At 64.2% G+C, this 22,771-nt stretch carries 15 protein-coding genes; 7 read left to right on the plus strand and 8 right to left on the minus strand.

Translation table 11 applies throughout. The annotated features are described in order from the left end of the window. Nucleotides 1–140: 140 nt before the first annotated feature. Nucleotides 141–2,129 carry a sialate O-acetylesterase gene (locus OVA24_RS08950; RefSeq protein WP_267674864.1) on the minus strand — a complete coding sequence of 663 codons (1,989 nt, stop codon included), beginning with the start codon at nucleotides 2,127–2,129 and terminating at the stop codon, nucleotides 141–143. A 378-nt stretch (nucleotides 2,130–2,507) separates the two neighbouring features. On the opposite strand from OVA24_RS08950, the gene OVA24_RS08955 reads away from it, so the two are divergent. The 6 genes from OVA24_RS08955 to OVA24_RS08980 all read left to right on the plus strand — a co-directional run bounded on the left by OVA24_RS08955 (nucleotide 2,508) and on the right by OVA24_RS08980 (nucleotide 14,660). Then, on the plus strand, nucleotides 2,508–2,636 hold the full coding sequence (locus tag OVA24_RS08955; RefSeq protein ID WP_267674865.1) for a hypothetical protein: 129 nt from the start codon (nucleotides 2,508–2,510) through the stop codon (nucleotides 2,634–2,636). Between the two features lie 375 nt (nucleotides 2,637–3,011). Next, nucleotides 3,012–6,431: a LamG domain-containing protein gene (locus OVA24_RS08960; protein ID WP_267674866.1), complete on the plus strand. Its 3,420-nt coding sequence runs from the start codon at nucleotides 3,012–3,014 to the stop codon at nucleotides 6,429–6,431. 19 nt (nucleotides 6,432–6,450) lie between these two features. Beyond that, nucleotides 6,451–9,951, plus strand: coding sequence for a hypothetical protein (locus tag OVA24_RS08965; protein WP_267674867.1), 3,501 nt, complete (start codon nucleotides 6,451–6,453; stop codon nucleotides 9,949–9,951). Nucleotides 9,952–9,956: 5 nt separating this feature from the next. Then, on the plus strand, nucleotides 9,957–10,664 hold the full coding sequence (locus tag OVA24_RS08970; protein ID WP_267674868.1) for a hypothetical protein: 708 nt from the start codon (nucleotides 9,957–9,959) through the stop codon (nucleotides 10,662–10,664). 28 nt (nucleotides 10,665–10,692) lie between these two features. Continuing rightward, nucleotides 10,693–13,272, plus strand: coding sequence for a PSD1 and planctomycete cytochrome C domain-containing protein (locus tag OVA24_RS08975; protein WP_267674869.1), 2,580 nt, complete (start codon nucleotides 10,693–10,695; stop codon nucleotides 13,270–13,272). A 23-nt stretch (nucleotides 13,273–13,295) separates the two neighbouring features. Then, entirely contained in the window at nucleotides 13,296–14,660 is a 1,365-nt protein-coding gene (locus OVA24_RS08980; protein WP_267674870.1) for a DUF1501 domain-containing protein, read from the plus strand. Nucleotides 14,661–14,711: 51 nt separating this feature from the next. Here OVA24_RS08980 and OVA24_RS08985 read toward each other — a convergent pair whose 3' ends face one another. The 6 genes from OVA24_RS08985 to OVA24_RS09010 all read right to left on the minus strand — a co-directional run bounded on the left by OVA24_RS08985 (nucleotide 14,712) and on the right by OVA24_RS09010 (nucleotide 20,675). Next, the gene (locus tag OVA24_RS08985) at nucleotides 14,712–15,566 is read right to left on the minus strand and encodes an IS3 family transposase (protein ID WP_324287898.1); all 855 of its coding nucleotides are present in this window, start codon (nucleotides 15,564–15,566) and stop codon (nucleotides 14,712–14,714) included. Beyond that, entirely contained in the window at nucleotides 15,563–15,859 is a 297-nt protein-coding gene (locus OVA24_RS08990; RefSeq protein ID WP_267670354.1) for a transposase, read from the minus strand. The genes OVA24_RS08985 and OVA24_RS08990 overlap by 4 nt, the downstream gene beginning before the upstream one ends. Nucleotides 15,860–16,105: 246 nt before the next feature. Beyond that, nucleotides 16,106–16,255 (minus strand): hypothetical protein, encoded by a 150-nt coding sequence (locus tag OVA24_RS08995; RefSeq protein ID WP_267674871.1) that lies wholly within the window; start codon nucleotides 16,253–16,255, stop codon nucleotides 16,106–16,108. 135 nt (nucleotides 16,256–16,390) lie between these two features. Then, nucleotides 16,391–17,818: a sulfatase gene (locus OVA24_RS09000; protein ID WP_267674872.1), complete on the minus strand. Its 1,428-nt coding sequence runs from the start codon at nucleotides 17,816–17,818 to the stop codon at nucleotides 16,391–16,393. A gap of 33 nt (nucleotides 17,819–17,851) precedes the next feature. Continuing rightward, nucleotides 17,852–19,318, minus strand: a complete 1,467-nt coding sequence (locus OVA24_RS09005; protein ID WP_267674873.1) for an arylsulfatase B — start codon at nucleotides 19,316–19,318, stop codon at nucleotides 17,852–17,854. 331 nt (nucleotides 19,319–19,649) lie between these two features. Continuing rightward, a complete protein-coding gene (locus OVA24_RS09010) occupies nucleotides 19,650–20,675 on the minus strand; it encodes a quinone-dependent dihydroorotate dehydrogenase (RefSeq protein WP_267674874.1) in 1,026 nt (341 codons plus the stop codon). Nucleotides 20,676–21,048: 373 nt separating this feature from the next. Between OVA24_RS09010 and OVA24_RS09015 the strand changes: the two genes are divergently transcribed. Further along, the gene (locus tag OVA24_RS09015) at nucleotides 21,049–21,909 is read left to right on the plus strand and encodes a sigma-70 family RNA polymerase sigma factor (RefSeq protein WP_267674875.1); all 861 of its coding nucleotides are present in this window, start codon (nucleotides 21,049–21,051) and stop codon (nucleotides 21,907–21,909) included. A 69-nt stretch (nucleotides 21,910–21,978) separates the two neighbouring features. Here OVA24_RS09015 and OVA24_RS09020 read toward each other — a convergent pair whose 3' ends face one another. Beyond that, complete coding sequence (locus OVA24_RS09020) at nucleotides 21,979–22,752, minus strand: hypothetical protein (protein ID WP_267674876.1); 774 nt, start codon at nucleotides 22,750–22,752, stop codon at nucleotides 21,979–21,981. Between the last annotated feature and the right edge of the window lie 19 nt (nucleotides 22,753–22,771).

The following is a 22,771-nucleotide window of genomic DNA, read 5'->3' on the forward strand; positions in this document are numbered from 1 at the left end:
GCTTTTTTTAAGCGCAGATTAAGAGGATTGAAGAGGGATTGCGCGGATTGAGGGATGGGGTTGCGGACCCGCGAGGGGTAGCGAACCTCTCACGAGGTTCGCTACGCCCAAGATCCGCTACTCTGGAGATTCGCTCCCTATCACTTCTGCGGCCCGTAGGCTTCGATCTCGGAAAGGAAGGCGAAGGCGGTTCCGAAGTCGTCCTGGGCCCCGTGATTGGCGATGAACGTCGCGCGGATGTAGCGGGCTTTCTTCGGAGCGAAGCGTGCCTCCGCCCTTGCCGCCTTCTTGGCCGGGAAATCATTGCGGCCCACTTCGGTGAAGTTCGTGCCATCCTCGCTGATCGAGACTGCGACGGTCTTGGTGGCACCGATGGAGGGGGTCCCGTAGATGACGGCCTGGATGTCCTGCGCCGCTCCCAGGTCCACCGTGACGGTTTTCGGAAAGGTGTCGGAGGCATCCGTGGCGTAGGCCGTCGGGGCATGGGTGCCCCAGGTGCCGTCGGTCAGGCCCAGGTCCCAGCCGTAGGTGTTCGGGTGGCTGGACTTGTGTGGCTTTCCTTTCAGCAGGTTGGTGCCCAGGGCGGGATCGACCGGGTAGTGTGTGTAAAAGGCACCTGCGGGCAGGCCTTCCTTGTTCATCAGGTTCGGCGCGGCCACCTGGGACCAGGCGAAGCGGACACGGTCCGGCTTGGCGACCGCGGGGTTGTTGACGAGCAGGGTCTTGCCATCGGCGGAGATGGTCGCTTCCGCGGGCTGGAACTGGGCGTCCGCTCCGGCGATCTCGAAGAGGGTGGGCGCCTTGCCGTCACGGGTGGTCAGACCGCCGCCGGTGTGATCGAAGGAGATCTCGATGCCCTTGTCGGTGACCTTGTAGCCTTTGAAGAGCGGGCCGGAGTGGACGAGGTCCTTCTTGCCATAGGTGTCCGCCATCGCCCACAGGAACAGACGGCGGGCGACCTCCATCTTTTCCTTCGGGTGGATGTCCTTCGGATTGCCGATGTCGTTGGTCACGGCCATGCCGGAGTGGGGGACCTTGAGGAATGCTTGCTGCGCCCACCAGAACTGCGGGATGACCTTGTCCGCTCCCTCGTTGTAGAAATACGGGGCGAGCTGCACGTAGAGGAACGGTGCTTCCGGCGCGCGGAACTGCCTCCGCCAGCCTGCCAGCAGGGCTTCTTGCTTCAGCGTGTAGGCCATGCCTTCACCGGAGTTCGACTCGCCTTGGTACCAGAGGAAGCCGCGGAGCGCGTAGGGCACCAGCGGATGGATCATCGCCTGGTAGGTGCCGGTCTCCGCTCCGGACCCGGCCTTCAGCAGTTCCGGACCGGCGGGCATGTCCGGGGCGGGGAAACCACCGTCCAGGGCCTTCTGCGCCGCGTCGCTCCACGCGCGCACGTCACCGACGTATTTCTTGAAAGCATCGTCGTATTCCGGGAATCCCGGCTGCTTCTTGATCCGGTCGTTGTAGAGGTTCACCAGATCCGGCACCTCTTTCAGACCTTCATCCGCCCACCATGGCTCGATCCGGGAACCGCCCCACGAGCTGTGGATGATGCCGACAGGCACTTTGAGTTCCTCCGTCAGGTATTTGCCGAAGAAGTAGCCGACGGCGGAAAAGTTGGTCGCGGTCTGGGGAGTCGCGTTCGTCCATTTCGCGTCCACGGTTTCCTGGCGCTTGTTGCTGACTTTCTTCGGCACCTGGAACAGACGCAGCAGCGGGACGGAACCCTTCGCCGCCTCCGCCTTGTTCTCCGGAGTGGTGTTGCTGACCGTCCACTCCATGTTGGACTGGCCACTGCCCAGCCAGACCTCGCCGACGAGGATGTCCTTCACTTCCTTCGGCGCCAGACCGGTCTCGGTTACACTGAGCGGTCTGCCCTCCGCGCTGGTGGACAGTGGATCAAGGGCCACCTGCCACCTGCCGCTGGCGTCCGCTTTCGTGTTCTTTGTCTGGCCGGCGAAGGTCACCGTGACATCCTTTCCCGGAGTCGCCTTGCCCCACACGGGAGCGGGCTTTTCACGCTGGAGCACCGCGCCATCCTGGAACAGCGGGGCGAGGGTGATCTCGGCGGAGGCGACCGAGACGGAAAGGAGGGCCGCAAGCCCCCACGGAATGGTTTTTGACATAGGACCGGGATACGGGACACCGACGGACGATCCTAGCAGGAAATGTCCCCACATGGGGATTCTCCCGGCGCATTCCGGCGTGAGAGGGACGGACCAAGCATGGGCTCGATCCGTCCCGACACACACATATACACGAAAGCAGGTCTCCCGGGGGTTCTTCCGGTCAACCTGGGGAAAATTCTGGCAGATCCATTGCCGCTGGGAACCCACGCGATGCCGTGGGGGCGATGGTGGTCCGCTTCAGGTGAGGGCGGGCGATCTGCTCCGGACAGGTTGCGCAATCCACCTTCCCTGGATCGTGTAGTCTGATGGGGTGATCGCAAGTCATTCATTAATAGTCATTCATGTCGTTGGTCCGGTATCTGCGGAACCATGTGCATGAACCGCAACCGCCCAGAGCAACCCGCGAAGCACCCGGAGAAAACCGGCGTCACCCTGTTCCTGATGGTCGGGGGATTCCTCCTCCTCATCATGATCCTAGGCTGGATGATCGTCTCCAGCAGGTAAGCTCCACCATTAACCGTGAACCGGTTGAAGTGGTGTGGAATCCCCATGCGGGGTGGGGGAGGCGTGGTCACAGGATAGCGCGATCTAGATTGTTTAATCGGATACTTGACTAAAGGTAGTATTTTGGTACGATTTGCCCGCCGGAAGGTTTTTGACGTCCCCGAGGACGAGAGATCCTTCCCGGTCACCGAGCTTGAGGAAGCAGGTGCCCGCAATGGCGGCCGACGGTCCGTTTTGGACGCGTCAGGAAGGAAAGACCCGAGAAGGGATTTCCCGGAAGTGAATGGGGGTAAGGCGACGTGGCCAGCCCGTTGGAATGAAGCAAGCCGTCACCGGCTCAACGCGCCTTGATACCCTACCAATTTATCTATCTGCATGAAGAAGCATCGATTCCTCTATCTCGCGGCGGTATTTGCCGCCAGTTGGTCCGTTCCGGCATCGGCTGAGATCCTCGTCGGTCTGGACCCCGCCACGTCTCTCTACGACAGTGAGGGGAAGGGGATCGTCAATGACGGGAACGTGCAGCCTCCCGGCAATCCATCCGGAGTTCCGTTGATCGACAATGCGGGAACTTATCTCCACTCCTCCGGTTTCACCTTCAACGCCCGCTTCACCCCGGCGGCCTCTGACCTGACCGGCACGAAGCTGCTGGTGGAGATCGGCGGGAACTCCAGCGGCTCCGGTATCTATTTGATCGGCGGTGTGCCGACCTTGCTGAGCAAGCAAGGCGGGCAGACCACCACCCACCCGGACAGCCTGAATGACGCGGCGCTGCCCAGCATTGCCCTGCAGAGTGCGATCGGCGTGCTGGAGGCTGGGCTGACCTACTCCTTTTCCGCCTCATGGAACCATGCCGGGACGCTGGAACTGCGGGTGAAGCCGGACGGTCAGGATGATGACATCTTCGACTCATTCGTCATCACCGGCCTGCCGGGCAACTGGTCCGGGAATGACACGCTGAGTGTCAGAACGATGAACACCGGCAACGCGGGTGGACTGGCGCGGGACACCGCCAACGGCATCGATCCGCGCTTCAACACGAATGTTGCCCAGGTCACCAGCTTCGCCGGAGTGGTGCACCGCGCCGTGTTCTGGAATGCGAACGACGTGACACCGGCGGTGCTTTCGGAGCCGGAGATCCGGGGATTCACCATCACCCGCCTGCCATCCACCGGAAAGCTGCGCTTCCACTGGAACCTTTCCGAAGGCGGCCTGCCGAACCCGACCACGGCGGAGATCCGCGAGGGGGAAACTCCGGGCGGTGCGGTCATCCACACCATCCCGGAAGGAGCGCTGACCGGCTTCATCGATCTGGATGCGTCGTCGTCGGCGTCATTCACCCTCACCGCCACCAACGCCACGGGGACCGTCCAGGCGACCGCGGCGCCGCAGGCGGAAACCGCGCATTCCGCGGCGATCCGTGGGTCGAACCCGCTGGCGTGGTACCGTTTCAACGAGGCCGCCGGTTCGCGGCACCTGGTGGACTCCGCGGAGAACACCATCCCCAACAACGGAACGGTCCGCGGTGAGACCATCGCGGGCGGTGGCGGTGTCATCGACGGCGCAGGCGTGTTCGCGGGCAGCACCACGGTGCTGAACCGGCAGATCCTCAATCCCGGATCGGCGGATCCCGAGGTGCCGAAGGGATTCTCCGTGGAGCTCATCGTGAAGCATTCCGCCGGGGCGACGATCGACAACGTCATCATCTCCCAGCAGGACATCAACGGCACCGGCCGCCAGATCATCTCCGTGAGGCCGGACGGCACGCTTTTCTCCGTGCTCGGCGGGACCGGTCATGACTCCGCCGCGAAGCTGGTGGCGGATGCCTGGAACCATGTCGTTTTTGTCGTCGATCCCGACGGCGGCCAGTTCCGTTGGTATCTGAACGGAAAGCTGGCGGACACCATCACTCCTTCCGGCGGCTTCACACTGGAGGGCACGGAGGGCGGATGGGTCATCGGCTCCGCGAAAAACCTGACGGGCAACCTGTTCAAGGGACAGATCGACGAGGTGGCCGTCTTCCGCGACCTGCTGGATGATCCTGACCGGAACGGGGACCCGGCGGACTCCAGGATCTCCGGCCATTACCAGGCGTGGTACCAGCTCACGAAAGGCATCATCCACTTCAAAGGTACGGCATCCGCCGTAGTCACCGGCACCCCGCTGGATCTGCTGGCGTTCGTCGGTGCGGATGTGACCTCCGTGTCGGTGGACAACGGCGTCGGGACGCTTGCCATCGGGGCGGACCGCACCGCCACCGCTGCGGGCGTGCAGCCCACCGCCTCCACCACCTACACGCTCACCGCGACGGGTGAGGGCGGCGCGACTTACACCTCTTCCTTCGACGTCATCTACAACCAGCTCACCCCGCCGGTGATCCTCGGCTTCGAGGCGACCTCGCTGCCTTCGCCGGATGGCGTGGAGCCTGACAAAGTGCGGCTGCACTGGGCGGCGACGGCAGGCGACTTTCCGACCGCGGTCGCGGGAACCCTGACCTACGGCAGCGGGGGACTGCTGGAATTCACCGACCTGCGCGGCTTCCACGACATCCCGGCCGCGGAGGCGACCGGCATCAAGCTCAGGCTCACCAACCTGGTCGGCGCGGATGAACTCGACGCGGTCCCGCCCGCACCGGACACCGCCCACTCCGCGGTCATCCGCGCGGCGAGGCCCGCCGCCTGGTACCGCTTCAACGAGGGCGTTTCCTCCGGCCTGGTCGTGGACTCCGCGGGCGGAGCCGCCCCCCATGACGGGGTGCTGCGCAACTACATCGCGGTGAACCTGGGGGCCACCGGCTTCCTCGACGGCGCGGGCACCTTCAACGCCGCCGCCGCCGTCATCACGGACCGGATCATCGATCCGAATGACGAGGATCTCGTCGGCTTCACCGTGGAAGCCATCATCGAGACCAACCCGGGCACCGGCACCACCAACCGCGTCATCGTCGCCCAGCAGGACACTTCCCCTTTCATCGGCCGCCAGATCCTGTCAGTGGATGACACCGGCACCGTCCGCGCGAACGTCGGCGGCGGCACGACGATTTCGTCAACCGGAAAAGTCCCCGCACGTGCCTGGAGCCACCTCGTCGGCGTGGTGGATGTCACGGCGAATGTGGTGAGCTGGTACATCGACGGCCGGCCCGCCGGCACCGGAACGCCCGCGGCTTTCTTCGAGCCGTCGCAGGGCGCGTGGGTGATCGGCGCGGCGAAGGATCTCGCCGGCAGCTTCTGGCGCGGAAAGATCGACGACCTCATCATCTACGACAGGATCCTGGACCAGACGGAGGTCCTCGCGCACCGGAACGCCTGGTGGGACCGCACCACGGGCCTGCTCCATTCCTCCGTCGCCAGCGCCACCATCAATGCCGGGGAGAGCACGGAGCTTTCCCTGAAGCTGGGCAAGGACATCACCTCCGTCACCATCGACAACGGAGTTGGTGCGGTGGCCATCGTGGACGGAAACGCAGTGGTATCCCTCACGCCGTCGGTGACCACCACCTACACCATCACCCTGGACGGACCGAACGATCCGGTGACCCACACCGTCACCATCACGGTCAACGGCGGAGCCTTCGCGCTGGAGATCATCTCCCACGGCATCCACGGCGGCCAGTTCACCATCCAGTTCCGGGGGGCTCCGTCCACCACCTACGCGGTGAAAGGATCCTCCGATCTCGTTTCCTTCGGCACGGACCTGGGGACCGCGGCCACGGACACGGCGGGCAACGGCACCGCCACTATCACCCTCGATCCGGCGAAGCCCGCCGAGTTCTACCGCATCGAGACCGCCCACTGAGAACCCCACGGAAAGAAAGATGCCATCCACCCTACACGGAACGGGACCGCGGAGAAAGCGCGGCGGGCGGGGATTCTCCCTCGTCGCGACGATCCTGATGCTGTCGCTGCTGATGCTGTTGGCGCTGGCCATGACCACGCTTTCCGCGGTGACGGTGCGCACCGCCGGGAATGACCGCGAGGTCCAGCGGGCCAGGGCGAACGCGCGGCTGGCGCTGCAGATGGCCATCGGCGAACTGCAGTCGCTGGCCGGGCAGGACCAGCGGGTGACTGCTCCGTCGGAAGGGGAGGGCCTGGATGCCCGCCCGCACCTCACCGGCGTATGGGAGGGCTGGCGGTGGGATGGCCGCGGTGGCGCCCCGGATTGGGAGCGGGAGAAGAAGAACCGCTTCAAAGGCTGGCTCGTCTCCTCATCGGAGTACCAGGCGAACCGCAATGCGGATTTTGTGAGAACCCCTACGGAAGGCCGCATGGTCCGGCTCGCTCCGCCGGTTGTCTCCGGTAAGCGAGCGGTGGAAGCCGGAATCGTGGAAATCGCTTCGGCCTCGCGCAAGGATGGCCGGAAAGACGGCTACGCATGGGCGGTCTTCGACCAGTCGCAGAAGATCGACATCTCCCTGCCAGCGGAGGATGAGGAGGAGAATGACTTCGCCCGCGGCATGGACCGCATGTCCGCCGCCCATGAGCCGGGCTATGAGGCGGTGAAGGCGTTCGACTGGAAGCCGCTTTCCGAGCGCAGGGAGGAAAGGCGGAGGCTCGTCTCCCTCGGCCAGTCGCGGTTGATCGGGCTGAAGAAGGAGGATGCCTCGTTCCATGATGCGGCCGCCGGTTCCTTCGGCCTGCTCACCGACTCCGTCGGAGGTGGGTGGAAGACGGACCTGTCACAGCTTTTCCGGGAGGACAAGCTGCCCTCCAGCCACGCGGACCGCTTCCTGTATTCCGGGACAGACAGCCCGCTGGTGGCCCCACCGGCGCGGTTCCAGGGCGCGAATCCCTTTCCCTCGCCGGATCCATCCTGGGCGCTTCTTCACTCCCACTACCGTTCGTACCGGGATCTCACAGGTGGCACCAACCCATCGCACCCGGTGACGACGGCCACCGTCGTGGACCGGCCGGATCCCGCGGCCATCACCTCCACGGAGCAACTGCTCCGCCAGCCCGCGTTCAATGAACAGCAGATCGCGCCGGTCATCGCGAAGGCGCAGTTTGTCTTCAGCCTGGCCTTCGGCGTGAACCAGAAGACGCTCGACACCATGTGGGCGAACGGCGGGGCGCGGTCCACGCCCGCCAGCCAGCGGGACAACTACATCACCTGGCTGGTGATCGACCCGGTCATCGCGCTGTGGAATCCTTACAACGTCCCGCTGCAGTTCAGCGGTGCCACCATCGAACTCCACCGCGTGCCGATGGCGTTCCGCCTCTACAAGAACGGCACCCGGCTGGCGGAGAACTACACGCGCCTGACCGACGCCCACACACAGGCCGACTTCAAGAACCGTCAGAACCGCTTCTACCTGCTGAAGCTGCTGCCGGAGAAAGGCCAGGGGAGCCGGGTCATGGAACCGGGCGAGCATGTCGTCTTCACCGGCCATGAGTGGACGCTCCACGGCAGCCACCGCTACAATGTCCAGGGGCTCACCATGCGGCCGGGCTTCCATCCACCGGCGGGTGCCAGCAGCAGCAAGGACATCGGCGGGGTGACCACACAGAACCTTTTCGTCAGCCCTACAGGTGCCAGCACCGGCAGGGACTATGGAAAAACCATCCGCACCGTAGCGGTGAAGGGTGGGGACAAGATCCAGGTGGAGGTGAAGCCGGAGCGTGCCGGTGCGGATGAACTGGCGGAGACGGGGAAACGCGAGGTCACCGGGTTCCTCAAATACTACGTCGGCATCGGCACCCGGATCCAGCGCCGCTTCATCGGCGGGATCGAGCTGGACTACGGCGACAAGGAGAAGGAGTACCTTCCCGAGTTCGGCCGGAACGAACTGCCCACCATCGTGGTGGATCCTTCGATCCCGAAGACCGCTCCCGGAAACACCGGCGTGGACCCGGACGAGGCGGGGGCGGATGACGCCATCCGTTGGAAGGAGCCGTTCCTCATCGCCTCCTTCCAGCAGAAGACGGAGCGGGACTCGAAGTTCCCCTCCCGTTCCTGGATCAACAACAACCCGGGGAACCTCTATGCCGCGGGCGGGCTGGACCAGACGGAGGACTTCGCCCACCACCAGTATGAATTCAAATGGGAGCCGATGACCGACTGGCCGCCGGACAGCCCGACCATCGAGCTGAGCAACGACGGCAACCGTGGCTACGGTGGATCCGGCGTCTATTCCCAGACCGGCTCGGAGTTCGCCTCCTTCTCCTCGCTGCCGCTGGAGCCCGCGCTTTCGCTGGGGCAGTTCACCCATGCTCCGCTGAATGCGGGTGGGCAGCTCCCGCTGGTGGCCCATCCGTTCGCGAACTCCTTCGCACCGGCGCTGATCCAGGCGGATGCGGTCACAGCCACCGCTGGAAGCAGGACCTACCTCGATCATTCCTACTTCGCCAACAACGCCCTGCTGGACTCCCACTTCCTTTCCGGGGCCGTGGATCATCCGGCGCGCTTCGGGGGGGCGGCATTGCACCGGGAGGCGCTGATCACCGAATTCCTCGCGGGCCGCGGCCACCTGCCGAACCTCCGGTTCGAGCGCTACACCGGGCGTGAAACCCCGTCCGCCGCCACCGACCGGCTGCTGTCCGACAAGGAGGCGCACGACCACATCGCCGCGAACCTGCTGGTGAAGGGCGCGTTCAACGTGAACTCCACGAGCGTGGCCGCATGGCAGGCGTTGCTCGCCTCCAACTTCAATGCGCCGCTGCCCCTGTCCGGCGGGGATGTCGCGGGTGGAGACGGCGTGCCGGTCTCCCGCAACGTGCCATCCGTCGGCGGCAACAACGCATCCCAGGGCGGCGGATCATCCGACCGTGAGAAATGGAGCGGCCACCGCCGCCTGTCGGCGGAGCAGGTCGGGGCACTCGCGGAAGCCCTGGTGGAGCAGGTGGAAAAGCGCGGGCCGTTCCTCTCGCTCGCGGAGTTCGTGAACCGCCGGCCCGGCGGGGATGAGCGACTGTCCTCCGCAGGAGCGGTCCAGGCGGCCATCGATGTGTCAGGCATCAATGATGGTATCATCGACCGCAGCTTTGATTTCCATGTGGCGACGGGGGCGAACCAGACCGCTGGTTCCGGCAACACCGCGGATGGCGCGCCGGGCCTCATCACCCAGGCGGACATCCTCACCCCGCTGCTGCCCCAGCTCACCGTCCGCGGAGACACCTTCGTCATCCGGACCTGCGGTGAAGCCGTGGACCGGGAGGGCCGGGTGGTCCGCGCCTGGTGCGAGGCGACCGTCCAGCGCTACCCGGACCACATCGATCCGAAGGACGACGCCTCCCTCAAGGCTTCCACGGACCTGAACAAGAAATTCGGCCGCCGGATCAGCATCGTCTCCTTCCGCTGGCTCACTCCATCCGAAATCTGAATCTTATGAAACAACTGCTCCTGCTCCTCACCCTCGCTCTGCCGCTCCAGGCGGAATCCCGGAACGTCGCTGTTTCATTCTTCTGCCTCAAGTATGTCGCCGGGCAGGAGACCATCCATCTGGCGAAGGCATCCGGCTCCGAGCCGGTCCGCCTTTCCACCGCGAACATGACGGATCCGGTGACGATCCCCGTCGAGAGTGACCTGGCCGTCTTCCACCGCGCTCCGGCGGGGGACCCGAAGGCCCCGCCCGCTGCAGCCGCGAAGATCCGTATCCCGGCCACGGTGGACAAGGCGCTGATCATCCTGGTGCCGGCCGCCGCGGGCTCCGCGGAGCCTTACCAGGCGGTGCTGGTGGACCATGGCCCCCGCTTTTCCCTCGGCACCTACCGCGTCGTCAACTTCTCCCGAAAAGCCATCCGCGGCGCGGTCGGGCGCAGCTACGTGGAGGCGGCGTCAGGAGGCATGACGGACCTGGAGCTGAAGGGGGAGGCGGGCGCGGTGCAGGGCGTGCGCTTCGAGTTCCAGGACGAGGGTCGCTGGAACCGCCTGACGGAGACCCGCTGCGCCGTGCGCAAGGACCGCCGCTGGCTGCTCTGCGTCTATCAGGACCCCGTCACCCGCCGCATGAACATGAAGAGCATCCCGGACCGCACGCTGCTGCTCCAGCCCGTCAGCGTCGAGGCATCTCCGGGTGAGACCGCCGCGAACTGATCTTCCACCAGGAAACGCAACCCATCCCATGAAGCGCCTGCTCATCCCGCTGGCTGCGGTGCTGCCTGCCGCCGTCGTCCATGCCTCGACGGATCCCGCGAAGCTCGAGTTCTTCGAGAAACGCATCCGTCCGATCCTCTCGGAGAACTGCTACAGCTGCCACGCCGCGGATACGAAGGCGGCGGGCGGCCTGCGGGTGGATGACCTGAACGGACTCCTCCAGGGAGGGGACGGCGGTGCCGCCGTCATCCGTGGGGATGCGAAGGGGAGCGCCCTCATCCGGCGCATCCGCCATGCGGAGGAACGGCGGCGCATGCCGAAGGACAGCGACGCGCTGGACGAGGCGGAGATCGCGGATCTGGAGAAATGGATCGACGACGGCGCGGTATGGCCGGCGGAGGAGATTCCTTCATACATCGGCAAGGACCGCACGAAGTACGAAAACCTCCGTAGATCCCACTGGGCCTGGCAGCCGCTCACGACGCCGACCACTCCAGCGGTGAAGGACGCCGCATGGCCGGCGGGGGAGGTGGACCGTTTCATCCTCGCGGAGCTGGAGGGTAGGGGGCTGTCACCCGTAGGGGATGCGGACCGTGCCACGCTCTTGCGCCGCGTGACTCATGACCTCACCGGCCTGCCGCCATCCCCGGAGGAGTTGCGCGCCTTCACGGAGGATGCCGCTACGGACGCGTATGAAAATGCGGTGGACCGCCTGCTTGCATCTCCTGCCTTCGGCGAGCGCTGGGGGCGGCATTGGCTGGACGTGGCGCGCTACGGCGAATCGACCGGACCGTCACGCAACATCCCTTATCCCCATGCGTGGAAGTACCGGGACTATGTGATCGACTCCGTTTCCCGGGATGTCCCGTTCGACCGCTTCATCCGCGAGCAGATCGCGGGGGATCTGCTTCCCGGGGAGGATGGAAAGGAGCGCGACCGCCTGCTCACGGCGACGGGCTTCCTCGCGCTCGGCGTGAAGGACGTGAACCAGCGTTTCAAGATCCGCTTCCAGATGGACAATGTCGATGAACAGATCGATACCGTGACCCGCTCCGTGCTCGGCCTCACGGTGAGCTGCGCCCGCTGCCATGACCACAAGACGGATCCGGTGCCGACGACGGAGTATTACTCGCTGGCGGGCATCTTCACCAGCACGGAGGACGGCGCGGGCGTCCGCAACAAGATGGGCGGTGGCGGCCTGGACTACTACGATGGGGAGAAGCTGGTCCGCCTTTCCACCGATAACGCCCCTCCGCCCGATCCCGTGAAGGCGGCGGAACTCCGGAGGAAAGCGGATGAGGCGAAGAAGGAATGGGATGAAATCCGTGGCACGCCGGAGGGCCTGAAGCGCAACGCCAACGGCCAGCCCGTCCAGCGTGCCTACCGGCTACGGTATGAAAAAGCACAGGCGGATCTCATGGACCTCACCGACCCCGCCGCGCGCGGCCTGGCGGTCCACGGGGTCCGGGAGGCGGCACAGGTTGCGGACACCCAGGTGCGGATCCGTGGCGAGGCGGAGCGCCTCGGGCCGGAGGTGCCGCGTGGCTTCCCACAGATCTTCGCGGTGCCCGGCGCGCCGGCCATCGATCCCGCGCAGAGCGGACGCCTGCAGCTCGCGGAGTGGCTCACCCATCCGGGGAATCCGCTCACGCCGCGAGTGGCGGTGAACCGGATCTGGAAGCACCTCTTCGGTGAAGGGCTGGTCACCACGGTGGACAACTTCGGCGTGACGGGTGACACACCTTCCCATCCGGAACTGCTCGATCATCTTGCCAACCGCTTCGTCGCCGGTGGCTGGTCGGTGAAGAAGACCATCCGCGAGCTGGTCCTGAGCCGCACCTACCGCCTCGGCGGTGACGCCCCCGCCAATCTGGTTGGAGTCGATCCAGCGAACCGTCTGCTATGGCGGCATGCTCCGCGCCGCATGAGCGCGGAGGAGATCCGCGACACCATCCTGGCCGTCTCCGGAAAGCTCGACCGCCAGCCGCCGTCCGGCGCTCCCGTGGAAAAGCTGAAGATGATCGAGATGCGCGACAACGGCCAGGAAGCGGCCACCGTCCACCGGAACGCGAACACTTCGCTGGGCCGCAGTGTCTATCTGCCGCTGCTCCGCGGTGTCACGCCGCGCGCGCTGGAGGCGTTCGATCCGGTGGGCCAGACGCTCGTCTCCGGCAGGCGTGAGGAGACCACGGTGCCGTCGCAGGCTCTGTTCATGCTGAACTCCTCCTTTGTCCGCGGACAGGCGCTGGCGCTTGCCGGTGGGCTGGTGGCAGGGGACGTGTCCGCGGAGGAACGCGTGCGCTCGGTCTTCCTCGGTGCGTATGGCCGTGAGCCTCAGAATGGTGAGATCTCCGCGGCGCTGGCGTTGCTCGATGAGTTCGAAAACGCACCCCATGAGACACTGCAGGCCCGGGCCGATGTGCAGGCACCGTCCGATGCGGACCGCCCCATCGTCGCGGATGCCCAGGCCGCGAATCCGGACGACATCCCGCGGGACGACCAGACCACTGCCGAAGAGGTGGTGGAGGCTGGCGACGCCCGCACCGCCGCGTGGATGACCTTTGTCCAAGGCGTCTTTGCCTCAGCTGAGTTCCGCTTCGTCCGTTGAAAACCTCTTTGGAAATCCATCCCATGAATCCCTATTCCCAGTTCTCCCGCAGATCCGTTCTCCGTTCCGCCGGCGCGGGTTTCGGATATTTCGCCCTCGCCGGATTGCTCGGCAAGGACGCTCTCCGCGCCGCACCCGCACCGGTGAATCCGCTCGCGCCGAAGAAGCCCCATTTCGAACCGAAGGCGAAGCGCATCATTTTTATCTTCATGGAGGGCGCGATGTCCGGGGTCGATACCATCGACTACAAGCCCGAGCTCCAGAAAAGCGACGGCAAGACATCCCCCGGCGGTGGCAAGCTGGTAGCGTCGAAGTTCGGCTTCAAGCAATACGGCGAGACCGGGACGTGGTTCTCCGACCTGCTGCCGAACATCGCCTCCCACGCGGACAAGATGTGCTGGCTGCGCGGCCTCCACACGGACACCCCGGCCCACCCGCAGGCGGTGGTCCAGCTCCATACAGGCAGTGCGAACGCCGCGCTCACCCGGCCCAGCATGGGCTCGTGGTTGCTCTACGGGCTGGGCACGGATAATGCGGACCTGCCCGGCTACATCACCATCAACCCATCGCCGAACTTCGGTGGCGCGGTGAACTATGGCAGCGCCTTCCTGCCCGCCCACTTTCAGGGCACCCGCATCACGGATCAGGGGTTCATGGCGAACCTGAAGGCTGCCGCCGTGGCGGAACGCCAGCGGAAGCAGCTCGATTTCATCCAGTCCCTCAACCGTGGCTATGCCGCCACTCCCGGCGCGCCGGATCCGGTCGATGGCATCATCGCCTCCTACGAACTGGGCTTCCGCATGCAGGACAAAGTGCCCGCCCTGCTGGACATCTCAAAGGAGCCGGAACACGTGAAGGAAGCCTACGGCATCAAGGACGGTCCTGCGGGTGCCTTCGCCCGCCAGTGCCTCATGGTCCGCCGTCTCAGCGAGGCGGGCGTGCGCTTCGTCGAGATCTGCCAGCCGGGTTGGGACCACCACAACAACCTGCACAAGGGGCTGATCGAGCGGACCTCGAACGTGGACAAACCCACGGCCGCGCTGCTGGAGGACCTGGACCAGCGCGGGCTGCTGGAGGACACGCTGGTCCTGTTCGGATCGGAGTTCGGCCGCCAGCCCGCGGCACAGGGCCAGGACGGGCGCGACCACAACATCACCGGCTACTCCATGTTCCTCGCCGGTGCCGGCGTGAAGAAAGGCTACACCCACGGAGCCACGGATGAACTCGGCATCAAGGCCATCGACGGCCGCATGCACACCAACGACCTCCACGCCACGCTGCTCGCGCTGATGGGCCTCGATCATGAGGAACTGACCTACCGCTACGCGGGCCGCGACTTCCGGTTGACGGATGTGGCAGGCAAGGTCGCGCGCGAGATCTTCGCCTAAGGAGGGAGGACACTCCTGAGGTGCAACCCTAAATTGGACCACTGGTGTCCTTCATTTCTGTCTCTGGAATCGGGCTTCGAATTGGTTGGGACTGAGGTATCCGATCGACGAATGGAGCCGCCTCGGATTGTAGAAGGCATCGATGTAGCTGAAGATCTTCTGCCGCGCCTCATCCAGATTCCTGAAGGTTTCCTCCTCCGCCATTTCCGCTTTGAGGGTACCCATGAAGGATTCGGTCCTGGCGTTGTCGTAGGGATTGGCCAGCCGCGACATGCTCTGTCGCAGGCCTGATCCGGCAAGCATCGCCCTGAACGCGGTGCTCGAATACTGGCTGCCCCGGTCGCTGTGGAAAATGGTGGAAACGATCTTCCTGCGGCTCTGGAGCGCCTGCCGCAGGGCATCGGTGACCAACGCGCGGTCGATGGAGCGTGACAGGCTCCAGCCGATGATCCGGCGTGACCACAGGTCGATGACCACGGCGAGGTAGAGCCAACCCTCACGGCTCGGGATTAAGGTGATGTCCCCGGCCCAGACCTGGTCGGGAGCCTGGGGTGGCGGCAGTTTGGCAAGCAGGTTGGCACAGGGATGGGAGGCCTTGCCATCGCTGGTCTTCGGGGTGAAGCGCCGGCGCTGGATGGCGTGGAGACCTTGCCGGCGCATCATCCTGCGCGCCCGCTGCCAGCCGCAGGAGACGCCACGATTGGCCAATTCGCAGGCGATCCGGCGGTAGCCGTAGCAGCGGCGGTTGGCGTGGAAGATGGTGCTGATGAGGGCGGCGAGTTCCTGATCCGGCCAGGGTTGCGCGGGAGGACGAGGCTTGTGGTGATAGGTGCTGCGCGGCAAACCCAGCACCGAGCAGATCCTGCGCAGGCTGGCCCCGCTGCTTTCCCGCAGCTCCTTGATCAGCGTTCTGGATCGGGTGGAACAGAGGAGCCCAGGATCGCGGAGGCTTTTTTTAAAATGTCGTTCTCCTGGGTGAGGCGGGCCAGTTCGCGGCGGACCGCCTGCAACTCGGAAACCAAGGCGGCTTCCTTTTGCGGGGAGGTGGGACGCGGGGCGGGCTTCCGTGCCTTGTCGCGCCAGCGGTAGAGGGCGCTGCGCGCCACGCCGAGCTGGCGGGACACCTCGGTGACCGATCCACAGGCGTCGATCAAGGCAACGGCACGGATCATGAACTCATCACTATACTGGGCACTCATGGGGATGGTTGGTTCCGACTGTCCTCTATTCTCCGGGGACAAATGGTCCAACCATTTAACTCACCTCACTCCTGTCCTCCGGCGGCATTGGCGAATCAGAAAAGATTCACCGCAAAGGCGCGAAGGGCACGAAGCAACTAAGACGAATAGGGAAATCAGATCATCTGAGTCAAAATACTGAAAACCTCTCCTCCTTCATTCGCCGATGCCGCCGGGGCACAAGAGTGCCTCCCTCCTTACTTCCTCCTACGCCGCCTTCCTGCGGTGCGGGCGGGCCGGGGAGACGGGGGCAGGGGCGGGACAAAGGGAATGGACGGCGGGCTGCTGTTTGACGATCCATCCTGCGCGGCGGACCAACAGCGGAATGATCGGACTTTTGAATTCGATGCCGTTCATGGTGGTGGGGTAAAAGCAATCAGCGGACCAATTCATCCGCCGTGTGGTGGATGACCGGCCGCGCCGTGATGTGGATCTTGATGGACGTGGATGGCGGCCCCCGATGGCCAATGGGTTGCCGCGGAGGGCGGGGGATCAATCTTCGCCGTCACCGCCGGCATTCTTCTTCCGGGCGCCCTTGCCCCGTCCCGCACCTTTGCCGGGGGCGCCACGGCCGTCGGTGTCGGTCAGGCCAGGTGCGTTCTTCTCCGGCAGCAGTGCGGCCAGTTCGTTTTTCAGCGCGGCGTGCTTCTCTTCCTTGGCGAGGTTCGTCCACTCATACGGATCTTCCCGGTGGTCGTAGAGTTCCTCGGTGCCGTCCGCGTAGCGGATGTAGCGCCAGTGTTCCGTGCGGATGGCGTGGTTGCCGCGCAGCCAGGTGCTGAGGGCGTGGCCCTTCCACTCCGCGGCGGGATCCGCGAGCAACGTGCGGATGCTTTCCCCCTCGACGTGCGCGGGCTTCGTGATGCCGGCCAGGTCGGTCAGCGTCGGGTAGAAGCTGCTGAAATCGACGGGCCGCGTGCTCACCACGCCGCCCTTGGTGACTCCCGGAGCGACCCAGATGTAGGGAGCGCGCGTCGCTTCCTCCCACAGGGCGAACTTCCGCCAATGCTCCTTCTCGCCGAAGTGCCAGCCATGGTCCCCCAGCAGCACGACGATGGTGTTGTCCTTGTGCTCGGATGCTTCCAGCGCATCGAGCAGTCGGCCGATCTCCGCGTCCGCATAGGAAACGGCAGCGAGATACGCCTGCACGGCTTCCTTCCAGCGGCCGGACTCCACGATCTTCGCGTGGTCGCCGTCCGGGCGGGCGAACTTCACGCCCGCGGCAGGGACATCGGAAAGGTCATCCGGCTTGGTGGGCGGCAGCTTGATGGACTCCAGCGGATGGAGATCGAAGTATCTCTTCGGCACGAACCATGGCATGTGCGGCTTGTGCAGGCCCACGGTGAGGAAGAACGGCTTGTCGTGCTTCTTCCCGAGCTGCTCGATGCCGTAGTTCACGATGCGGTGGTCGCTGAGATCGGAGTCCTCCGCCTCCACCACTCCGAAGCGGATGCCGCCGACGCCCTTGCTGCCTTCCGGTTCAGGGCCCAGCTTGCCTTCGTTCTTCAGGTAGTCGTCCCACTCCTCTTTCCGGTCGTAGCCGCCGTGGTAGAGTTTTCCGGAGCCCAGCGTGATATAGCCGGCCTTCCTGAAGGTTGAGATGATGGTCTTTTCCTCCGGGACCACTTTGCGCCAGTCATCCGCGTTCCCATAGACGCCGGACGTGTAGGGGCGGATGCCGGACAGCAGGCTGGCGCGGGATCCATTGCAGACTGGGACCGTCGCATGGGCGTTGGAGAAGCTGACACCGCGCGCGGAGAGGCGGTCGATGTTCGGCGTCTTCGTCTGCTTGTTGCGCCCGGTGTAGCCGACCCAGTGGTTGAGGTCGTCCGCGGCGATGATGAGGATGTTGGGTTTCCGCTCCGGCTGCGCCTGGAGAAAGGCGGTGGAGACGAGGAACAGGGTGAGGAAGCGTTTCATGGCGGAATGGGATTCGGGGAAAAGGATGGTGGATCACTCGCCCCACACGGCGGGGGTCTTGAAATCACGTGGCTTCGGCCGGAGCTTCGGTGCGGCGGCCTCGGCGGACAGGGAGTCGTAGATGGCCTTCAACTCCTTCACCTTTTCCGGATGGGCGGTGGAAAGGTCGCTCTTTTCCGAAACATCATCCGCCAGGTTGTAGAGTTCAACTTTCGCCGCGGCGGCGGGCGCGGGTTTCGCGTCTCCTTCCTCATCGTCGGTCCGGCCGTTCTTCACGACCAGCTTCCAGTCGCCGGAGCGGATCGCACCGGAGTTCGGCGAAACATTCAGCACGATCTCCCGCTCGGGGATCGTTCCGCCCTTCAGCACCGCGGAGATGTCCTTGCCATCAACCGGCAGCTTCTGTTCCCGCGGTGCGCCGGTCACGGCCAGCAGCGTGGGGTACCAGTCGGTGATGTGGATCGGCGTCTCCACCGTGGAACCTGCGGCGATGGTGCCGGGCCAGGTGGCGAAGGCGACCACCCGCACGCCGCCCTCATGGACGGTGCCTTTGCCCGCGCGGAGCTTCCCGTTGTTGGACAGCTTGCCGGGATTCGGCCCACCGTTGTCGCTGGAGAAAATGATGAGCGTGTCATCGGAAAGCTTCTCGTCGGCGAGCGCCTTCACGATCTCACCCACGGCGTCATCCAGCGCGCTGATCATCGCCGCGTAGGTCTTCCGGTTGCCCTCGAACTGCGGGTAGAGGGAAAGGTAGCGCTCCGGCACCTGGTGGGGGCTGTGCACGCCATTGAACGGCACATAGAGGAACAGCGGCTTCGATTTGTCCCGCCCGCGGATGCGGGTGGCGGCCTCCTTGCCGATGAGTTCGGTGCTGTAGCCTTCATCGCCGCTGACCTTGTCATTGCGGTGCCAGTCGAATCCGTCGTCCCGGATGTGGGTGTAATAGTCGATCGCGCCGTTGTAGTGCCCATATTGGTGATCGAAGCCCCGCCGTGTCGGCAGATACTCCGGCTTGAAGTGGCCGAGATGCCACTTGCCGCTGATGGCCGTCTCATAGCCCGCCTCTTTCAGCGCCTGCGGGAGCAATCTTTCCTCCAGCGGCAGTCCATACCCCGCCCATGGCCGGACGACCCCGGTCTGGAATCCATAGCGCAGGGGATACCTGCCGGTGAGGAAGGCGGCGCGGGTAGGGGAGCAGACGGGCTGGACATAGTATTGGTCCAGCTTCGCACCGGAGGCGGCGAGCTTGTCGAGGTGGGGTGTCCTGATCTCCGGGTTCCGCCAGCCCACGTCATCGCCGCCCAGGTCATCCGCCAGCAGGTAGATGATGTTCGGTTGCTTCTTTTCCTCCGCCTTCTCCGGCGCGGCGGTGGCCACGGCGAACAGCGCACCCCGGCCGGTGGGCGTGGCGCAGCAGGATTTCTCGGCAGCTCCGGATGTCGGAGAAAGAAACGCTATCAGGGCGGACAGCAGCGGGAGACGGAAGCGGGAAAGCGTCATGGAAACGTCGCGGCCGGTGGTGGATGGGCCGCATGGTTGAACCACGGCCGGGAAAGGAAGTTTCGGAACGACACCGCGGAATGCAGATGCGGGAATGGTGGAGGAATTCATGGAGAATCGGAGTGGGCCGGTTCATCCAGTGAGTCTGGTCTTCCACGGTGCGGATACGCGGCCAGGTGCCGCTGCAGGATGCCGTCCGGACCGTTCCGCTGACGGGGTGTGGTCAGCCCTCAGGCATCCGCACGCTGGATACTAACCGCACACGCCGGACGCGTCAATCCGTAAATTTACTATATAAGGTAGTTTTGTAAGGATAAGCGGAGCCCGCCCCTCACAACGCCTGCGCAATCTCCCTGACCAGCTTCGGTCCCTGGTAGATGAAGGAGGTGTAGATCTGCACCAAGTCGGCACCGGCTGAGATCTTCGCCTTCGCATCCTCGACGGATGAAATGCCACCCACGCCGATGAGCGCGGCCTTTCCTTCCAGGTGGTGGGCGAAGGATGCCAGCACCCGCGTGCTTTTCTCCAGCACCGGTTTTCCGGAAAGCCCGCCCGCCTCGTTCGCATACGCATGTCCGGCCACCGCGTGGCGGTCGAGCGTGGTGTTCGTGGCGATGACGCCGTCCAGCCCGCCGTCCACGAAGACGCGGGCCAGGTCCGCGATGTGCTGCTCCTCCAGATCCGGAGCCACCTTGAAAAGAAGCGGCACCTTCTTCCCATGCTCCGCCGCCAGCTTTTCCTGCTCCTTCTTCAGCAGGTCCAGAAGGCGGGCGCTGGCCTCCGCACCCTGCAGGTCACGCAGGCCGGGGGTGTTCGGAGAGGAAAGATTCACGGCGATGTAGTCCGCCACGGTGTAGGCGGCGCGCAGGCAGATCAAGTAGTCGTCCGCCGCGTTTTCGTTCGGCGTGTCCTTGTTCTTGCCGATGTTGAAACCGATGACGCCGCTGAATTTCCGCGACGCCTTCACGTTCGCCACCCCGGCGTCGATGCCAGGGTTGTTGAAGCCCATGCGGTTGATGATCGCTTCATGCGGGATCAGCCGGAAAAGCCGCGGCTTCGGGTTCCCGGCCTGCGGGCGCGGGGTGATGGTGCCGATCTCGACGAAACCGAATCCCAGGCGGCCCAGCGCGTCGATGGTGTTGCCTTCCTTGTCCAGTCCGGCCGCCAAGCCAACCTTGTTCGGGAACTTCAGCCCCATGACCTCCACCGGGCTGCCATAGTCATTCTGCGGGCAGGTGAGGGCCAGTGCGCCGGATTTCTCCGCCGCACGGAGCGATACGAGGCTCAGATGGTGGGCGGTTTCCGCATCCAGTTGGAAAAGGCCCGCGCGGAACAAGGGGTAAAGCGAGTCGAACACGGCCGGAAAGTGAGGGACCGCCGCCCGATTGTCGAAAACTTCCCGTTTGCGTTTGCTCCGGATGGGTTACTTTCACTGTGCGAAATTTGTCCATCAGGGTGCCAATCTGCCCGCCCGGTGGGACATTTTGCACGGCTGGGACGGTGGGTCATTTTGACCGATTCGGGGAACTGCGCTGCTTTTAAGCGAGTTGTGGAAAAAGCGCAATAGGGCACGGAATTTGCGATTAATAACCCAGCGATTCGTCGCTGGTGATCCCAAGAAGTGGCATGGATGTCCCCACAAAGTGGCTACCATGCAATTTTAATGAGATTATCGGAATAAAATCCGGCCCAGCGACGCTTCACGTATGTAACTCCATCCAACTGATATTATGGCTTACGAATCTGACAGCAGCCTGAAGATTTACCTGCGCGAGATCTCCAAGACTCCGCTCCTCACCGCCGAGGAGGAAGTCCAGCTCGCCGAACGGATCAAAGAAGGGGATCCGGAAGCAAGGGCTCACATGATCCGGGCCAATCTCCGCCTTGTGGTGAAGATCGCCCAGGACTATGCAGCCTATGGTCTTCCCGTCACCGACCTCATTTCCGAGGGTAACATCGGCCTGATGAAGGCGGTCGAACGCTTCGATCCTGAAAAGGGCGGCAAGCTTTCCACTTACGCCGCATGGTGGATCAAACAGTCCATCAAGCGCGCACTGGCCAACCAGTCGAAGACCATCCGCCTTCCCGTCCATATGGTGGACAAGATCGCGAAGATGCGCCGCATTTCCACCATGCTGGCTGAAGTGCTCGGCCGCGAACCCACCGACGAGGAACTGGCGGACGAAGTCGGCCTTCCGCGCCGCAAGCTCGCGATGCTGAAGCAGGCTTCCCAGCGTCCGACCTCGCTTGATGCACCCATCAACGAAGGTGAGGCCACGGAATATGGCGAGGTCATCGGCGACGAAAAAGCCGCGAACCCGCTGGACATGCTGTCCGACAAGAATCTCCACGGCGAGCTGGATGGCTTGCTTTCCGTCCTCGATGACCGCGAACGCCGTATCATTGACGAGCGTTTCGGCCTCAACGGCAGGAAGCCGCTCACCTTGGAGGAAGTCGGTCGTGAGTTCGGCGTGACCCGCGAGCGGATCCGCCAGCTTCAGAACTCCGCCCTCACCAAAATGCGCCGCGCGCTCCGGAAGAAGGAAAAGCCTCTTCCGAAGCCGATCGCAGGCGGTCTGGCGGAAGCCTGAGCGGACGATTCATTGTGTGTGTTTTGTAAATTGGCGATAGCCGCGGCGGGGAAACCCGCCGCGGTTTTTTCATTTGGATGACTTCTCTGGTGATTTCACCACGCCATCGTGGTTATAGGTGACTGGAGATCCTTCGAATCGATAGGTGCGGCCCCGGTCCCTCACGTCATGCCACCAGTCGATCCATGCCGGGTGATGTTGGAGGCCGCCGGCGATCACTTCTACTTCCACGACTTTATTCCGCGGTACCGGAGGTTGTTGGAGCGGGAGGTAGTGGAGGGCGATCACCGCATGCTCCGCAGCACTCATCGGCACATTGATCACATCAATGGGCTGGTTGGGGAAGCGTGTCTCCGCAGTCGCCCCCTTGGTGTCCTCCAGCATCCTGCCCAACACCCGGACGGTCTCGGGAGAGGGGAGAAGCGGCAGGATACGGTATAGGTCCACCCCGGCCAGATAAAGGTAGTTGAAGGCCTTGTGCCGCTCCAGAACATCCGACCGGAGGGCTAGGAAATGGCGCTCTTGTGCCTCCGCATGGCCGGGAGTGCGCAGCAGGGCATCCCTCACCTTTGTCCGGAGAGGCGCTGCCTCTTGCTGCAATTCCCTTATCCGGTAGTCATTGGACGAAAGGAAATAGAGGTGCCTTCCCAGCTTGAGGAGCAGTTCATCATCGGCGCCGCGTTCCAGCGCCGCCAGATCCTCCCGGATGGCCACGAGGCGACGTTTCCCATTTTCCGTTCCTTCCTTCTGGATCCGCTCCAGCTTTTCCTTCACCGCTTCATCGGCAGGACAGATCTCCGGTAGCACGGTGGCGATGCAGCAGATGAGGAGGAAGGTCTTCATGGAACGTTCAACCTATTCC

The organism is Luteolibacter sp. SL250, from assembly GCF_026625605.1.
Classification (GTDB): domain Bacteria; phylum Verrucomicrobiota; class Verrucomicrobiia; order Verrucomicrobiales; family Akkermansiaceae; genus Luteolibacter.

What these genes read in the sequence shown, in the direction of transcription:
- OVA24_RS08950 (WP_267674864.1), bottom strand. Translation starts at nt 2,129, where the DNA reads ATGTCAAAAACCATTCCGTGGGGGCTTGCGGCCCTCCTTTCCGTCTCG.
- OVA24_RS08955 (WP_267674865.1), top strand. Translation starts at nt 2,508, where the DNA reads ATGAACCGCAACCGCCCAGAGCAACCCGCGAAGCACCCGGAGAAAACC.
- OVA24_RS08960 (WP_267674866.1), top strand. Translation starts at nt 3,012, where the DNA reads ATGAAGAAGCATCGATTCCTCTATCTCGCGGCGGTATTTGCCGCCAGT.
- OVA24_RS08965 (WP_267674867.1), top strand. Translation starts at nt 6,451, where the DNA reads ATGCCATCCACCCTACACGGAACGGGACCGCGGAGAAAGCGCGGCGGG.
- OVA24_RS08970 (WP_267674868.1), top strand. Translation starts at nt 9,957, where the DNA reads ATGAAACAACTGCTCCTGCTCCTCACCCTCGCTCTGCCGCTCCAGGCG.
- OVA24_RS08975 (WP_267674869.1), top strand. Translation starts at nt 10,693, where the DNA reads ATGAAGCGCCTGCTCATCCCGCTGGCTGCGGTGCTGCCTGCCGCCGTC.
- OVA24_RS08980 (WP_267674870.1), top strand. Translation starts at nt 13,296, where the DNA reads ATGAATCCCTATTCCCAGTTCTCCCGCAGATCCGTTCTCCGTTCCGCC.
- OVA24_RS08990 (WP_267670354.1), bottom strand. Translation starts at nt 15,859, where the DNA reads ATGAGTGCCCAGTATAGTGATGAGTTCATGATCCGTGCCGTTGCCTTG.
- OVA24_RS08995 (WP_267674871.1), bottom strand. Translation starts at nt 16,255, where the DNA reads ATGAACGGCATCGAATTCAAAAGTCCGATCATTCCGCTGTTGGTCCGC.
- OVA24_RS09000 (WP_267674872.1), bottom strand. Translation starts at nt 17,818, where the DNA reads ATGAAACGCTTCCTCACCCTGTTCCTCGTCTCCACCGCCTTTCTCCAG.
- OVA24_RS09005 (WP_267674873.1), bottom strand. Translation starts at nt 19,318, where the DNA reads ATGACGCTTTCCCGCTTCCGTCTCCCGCTGCTGTCCGCCCTGATAGCG.
- OVA24_RS09015 (WP_267674875.1), top strand. Translation starts at nt 21,049, where the DNA reads ATGGCTTACGAATCTGACAGCAGCCTGAAGATTTACCTGCGCGAGATC.
- OVA24_RS09020 (WP_267674876.1), bottom strand. Translation starts at nt 22,752, where the DNA reads ATGAAGACCTTCCTCCTCATCTGCTGCATCGCCACCGTGCTACCGGAG.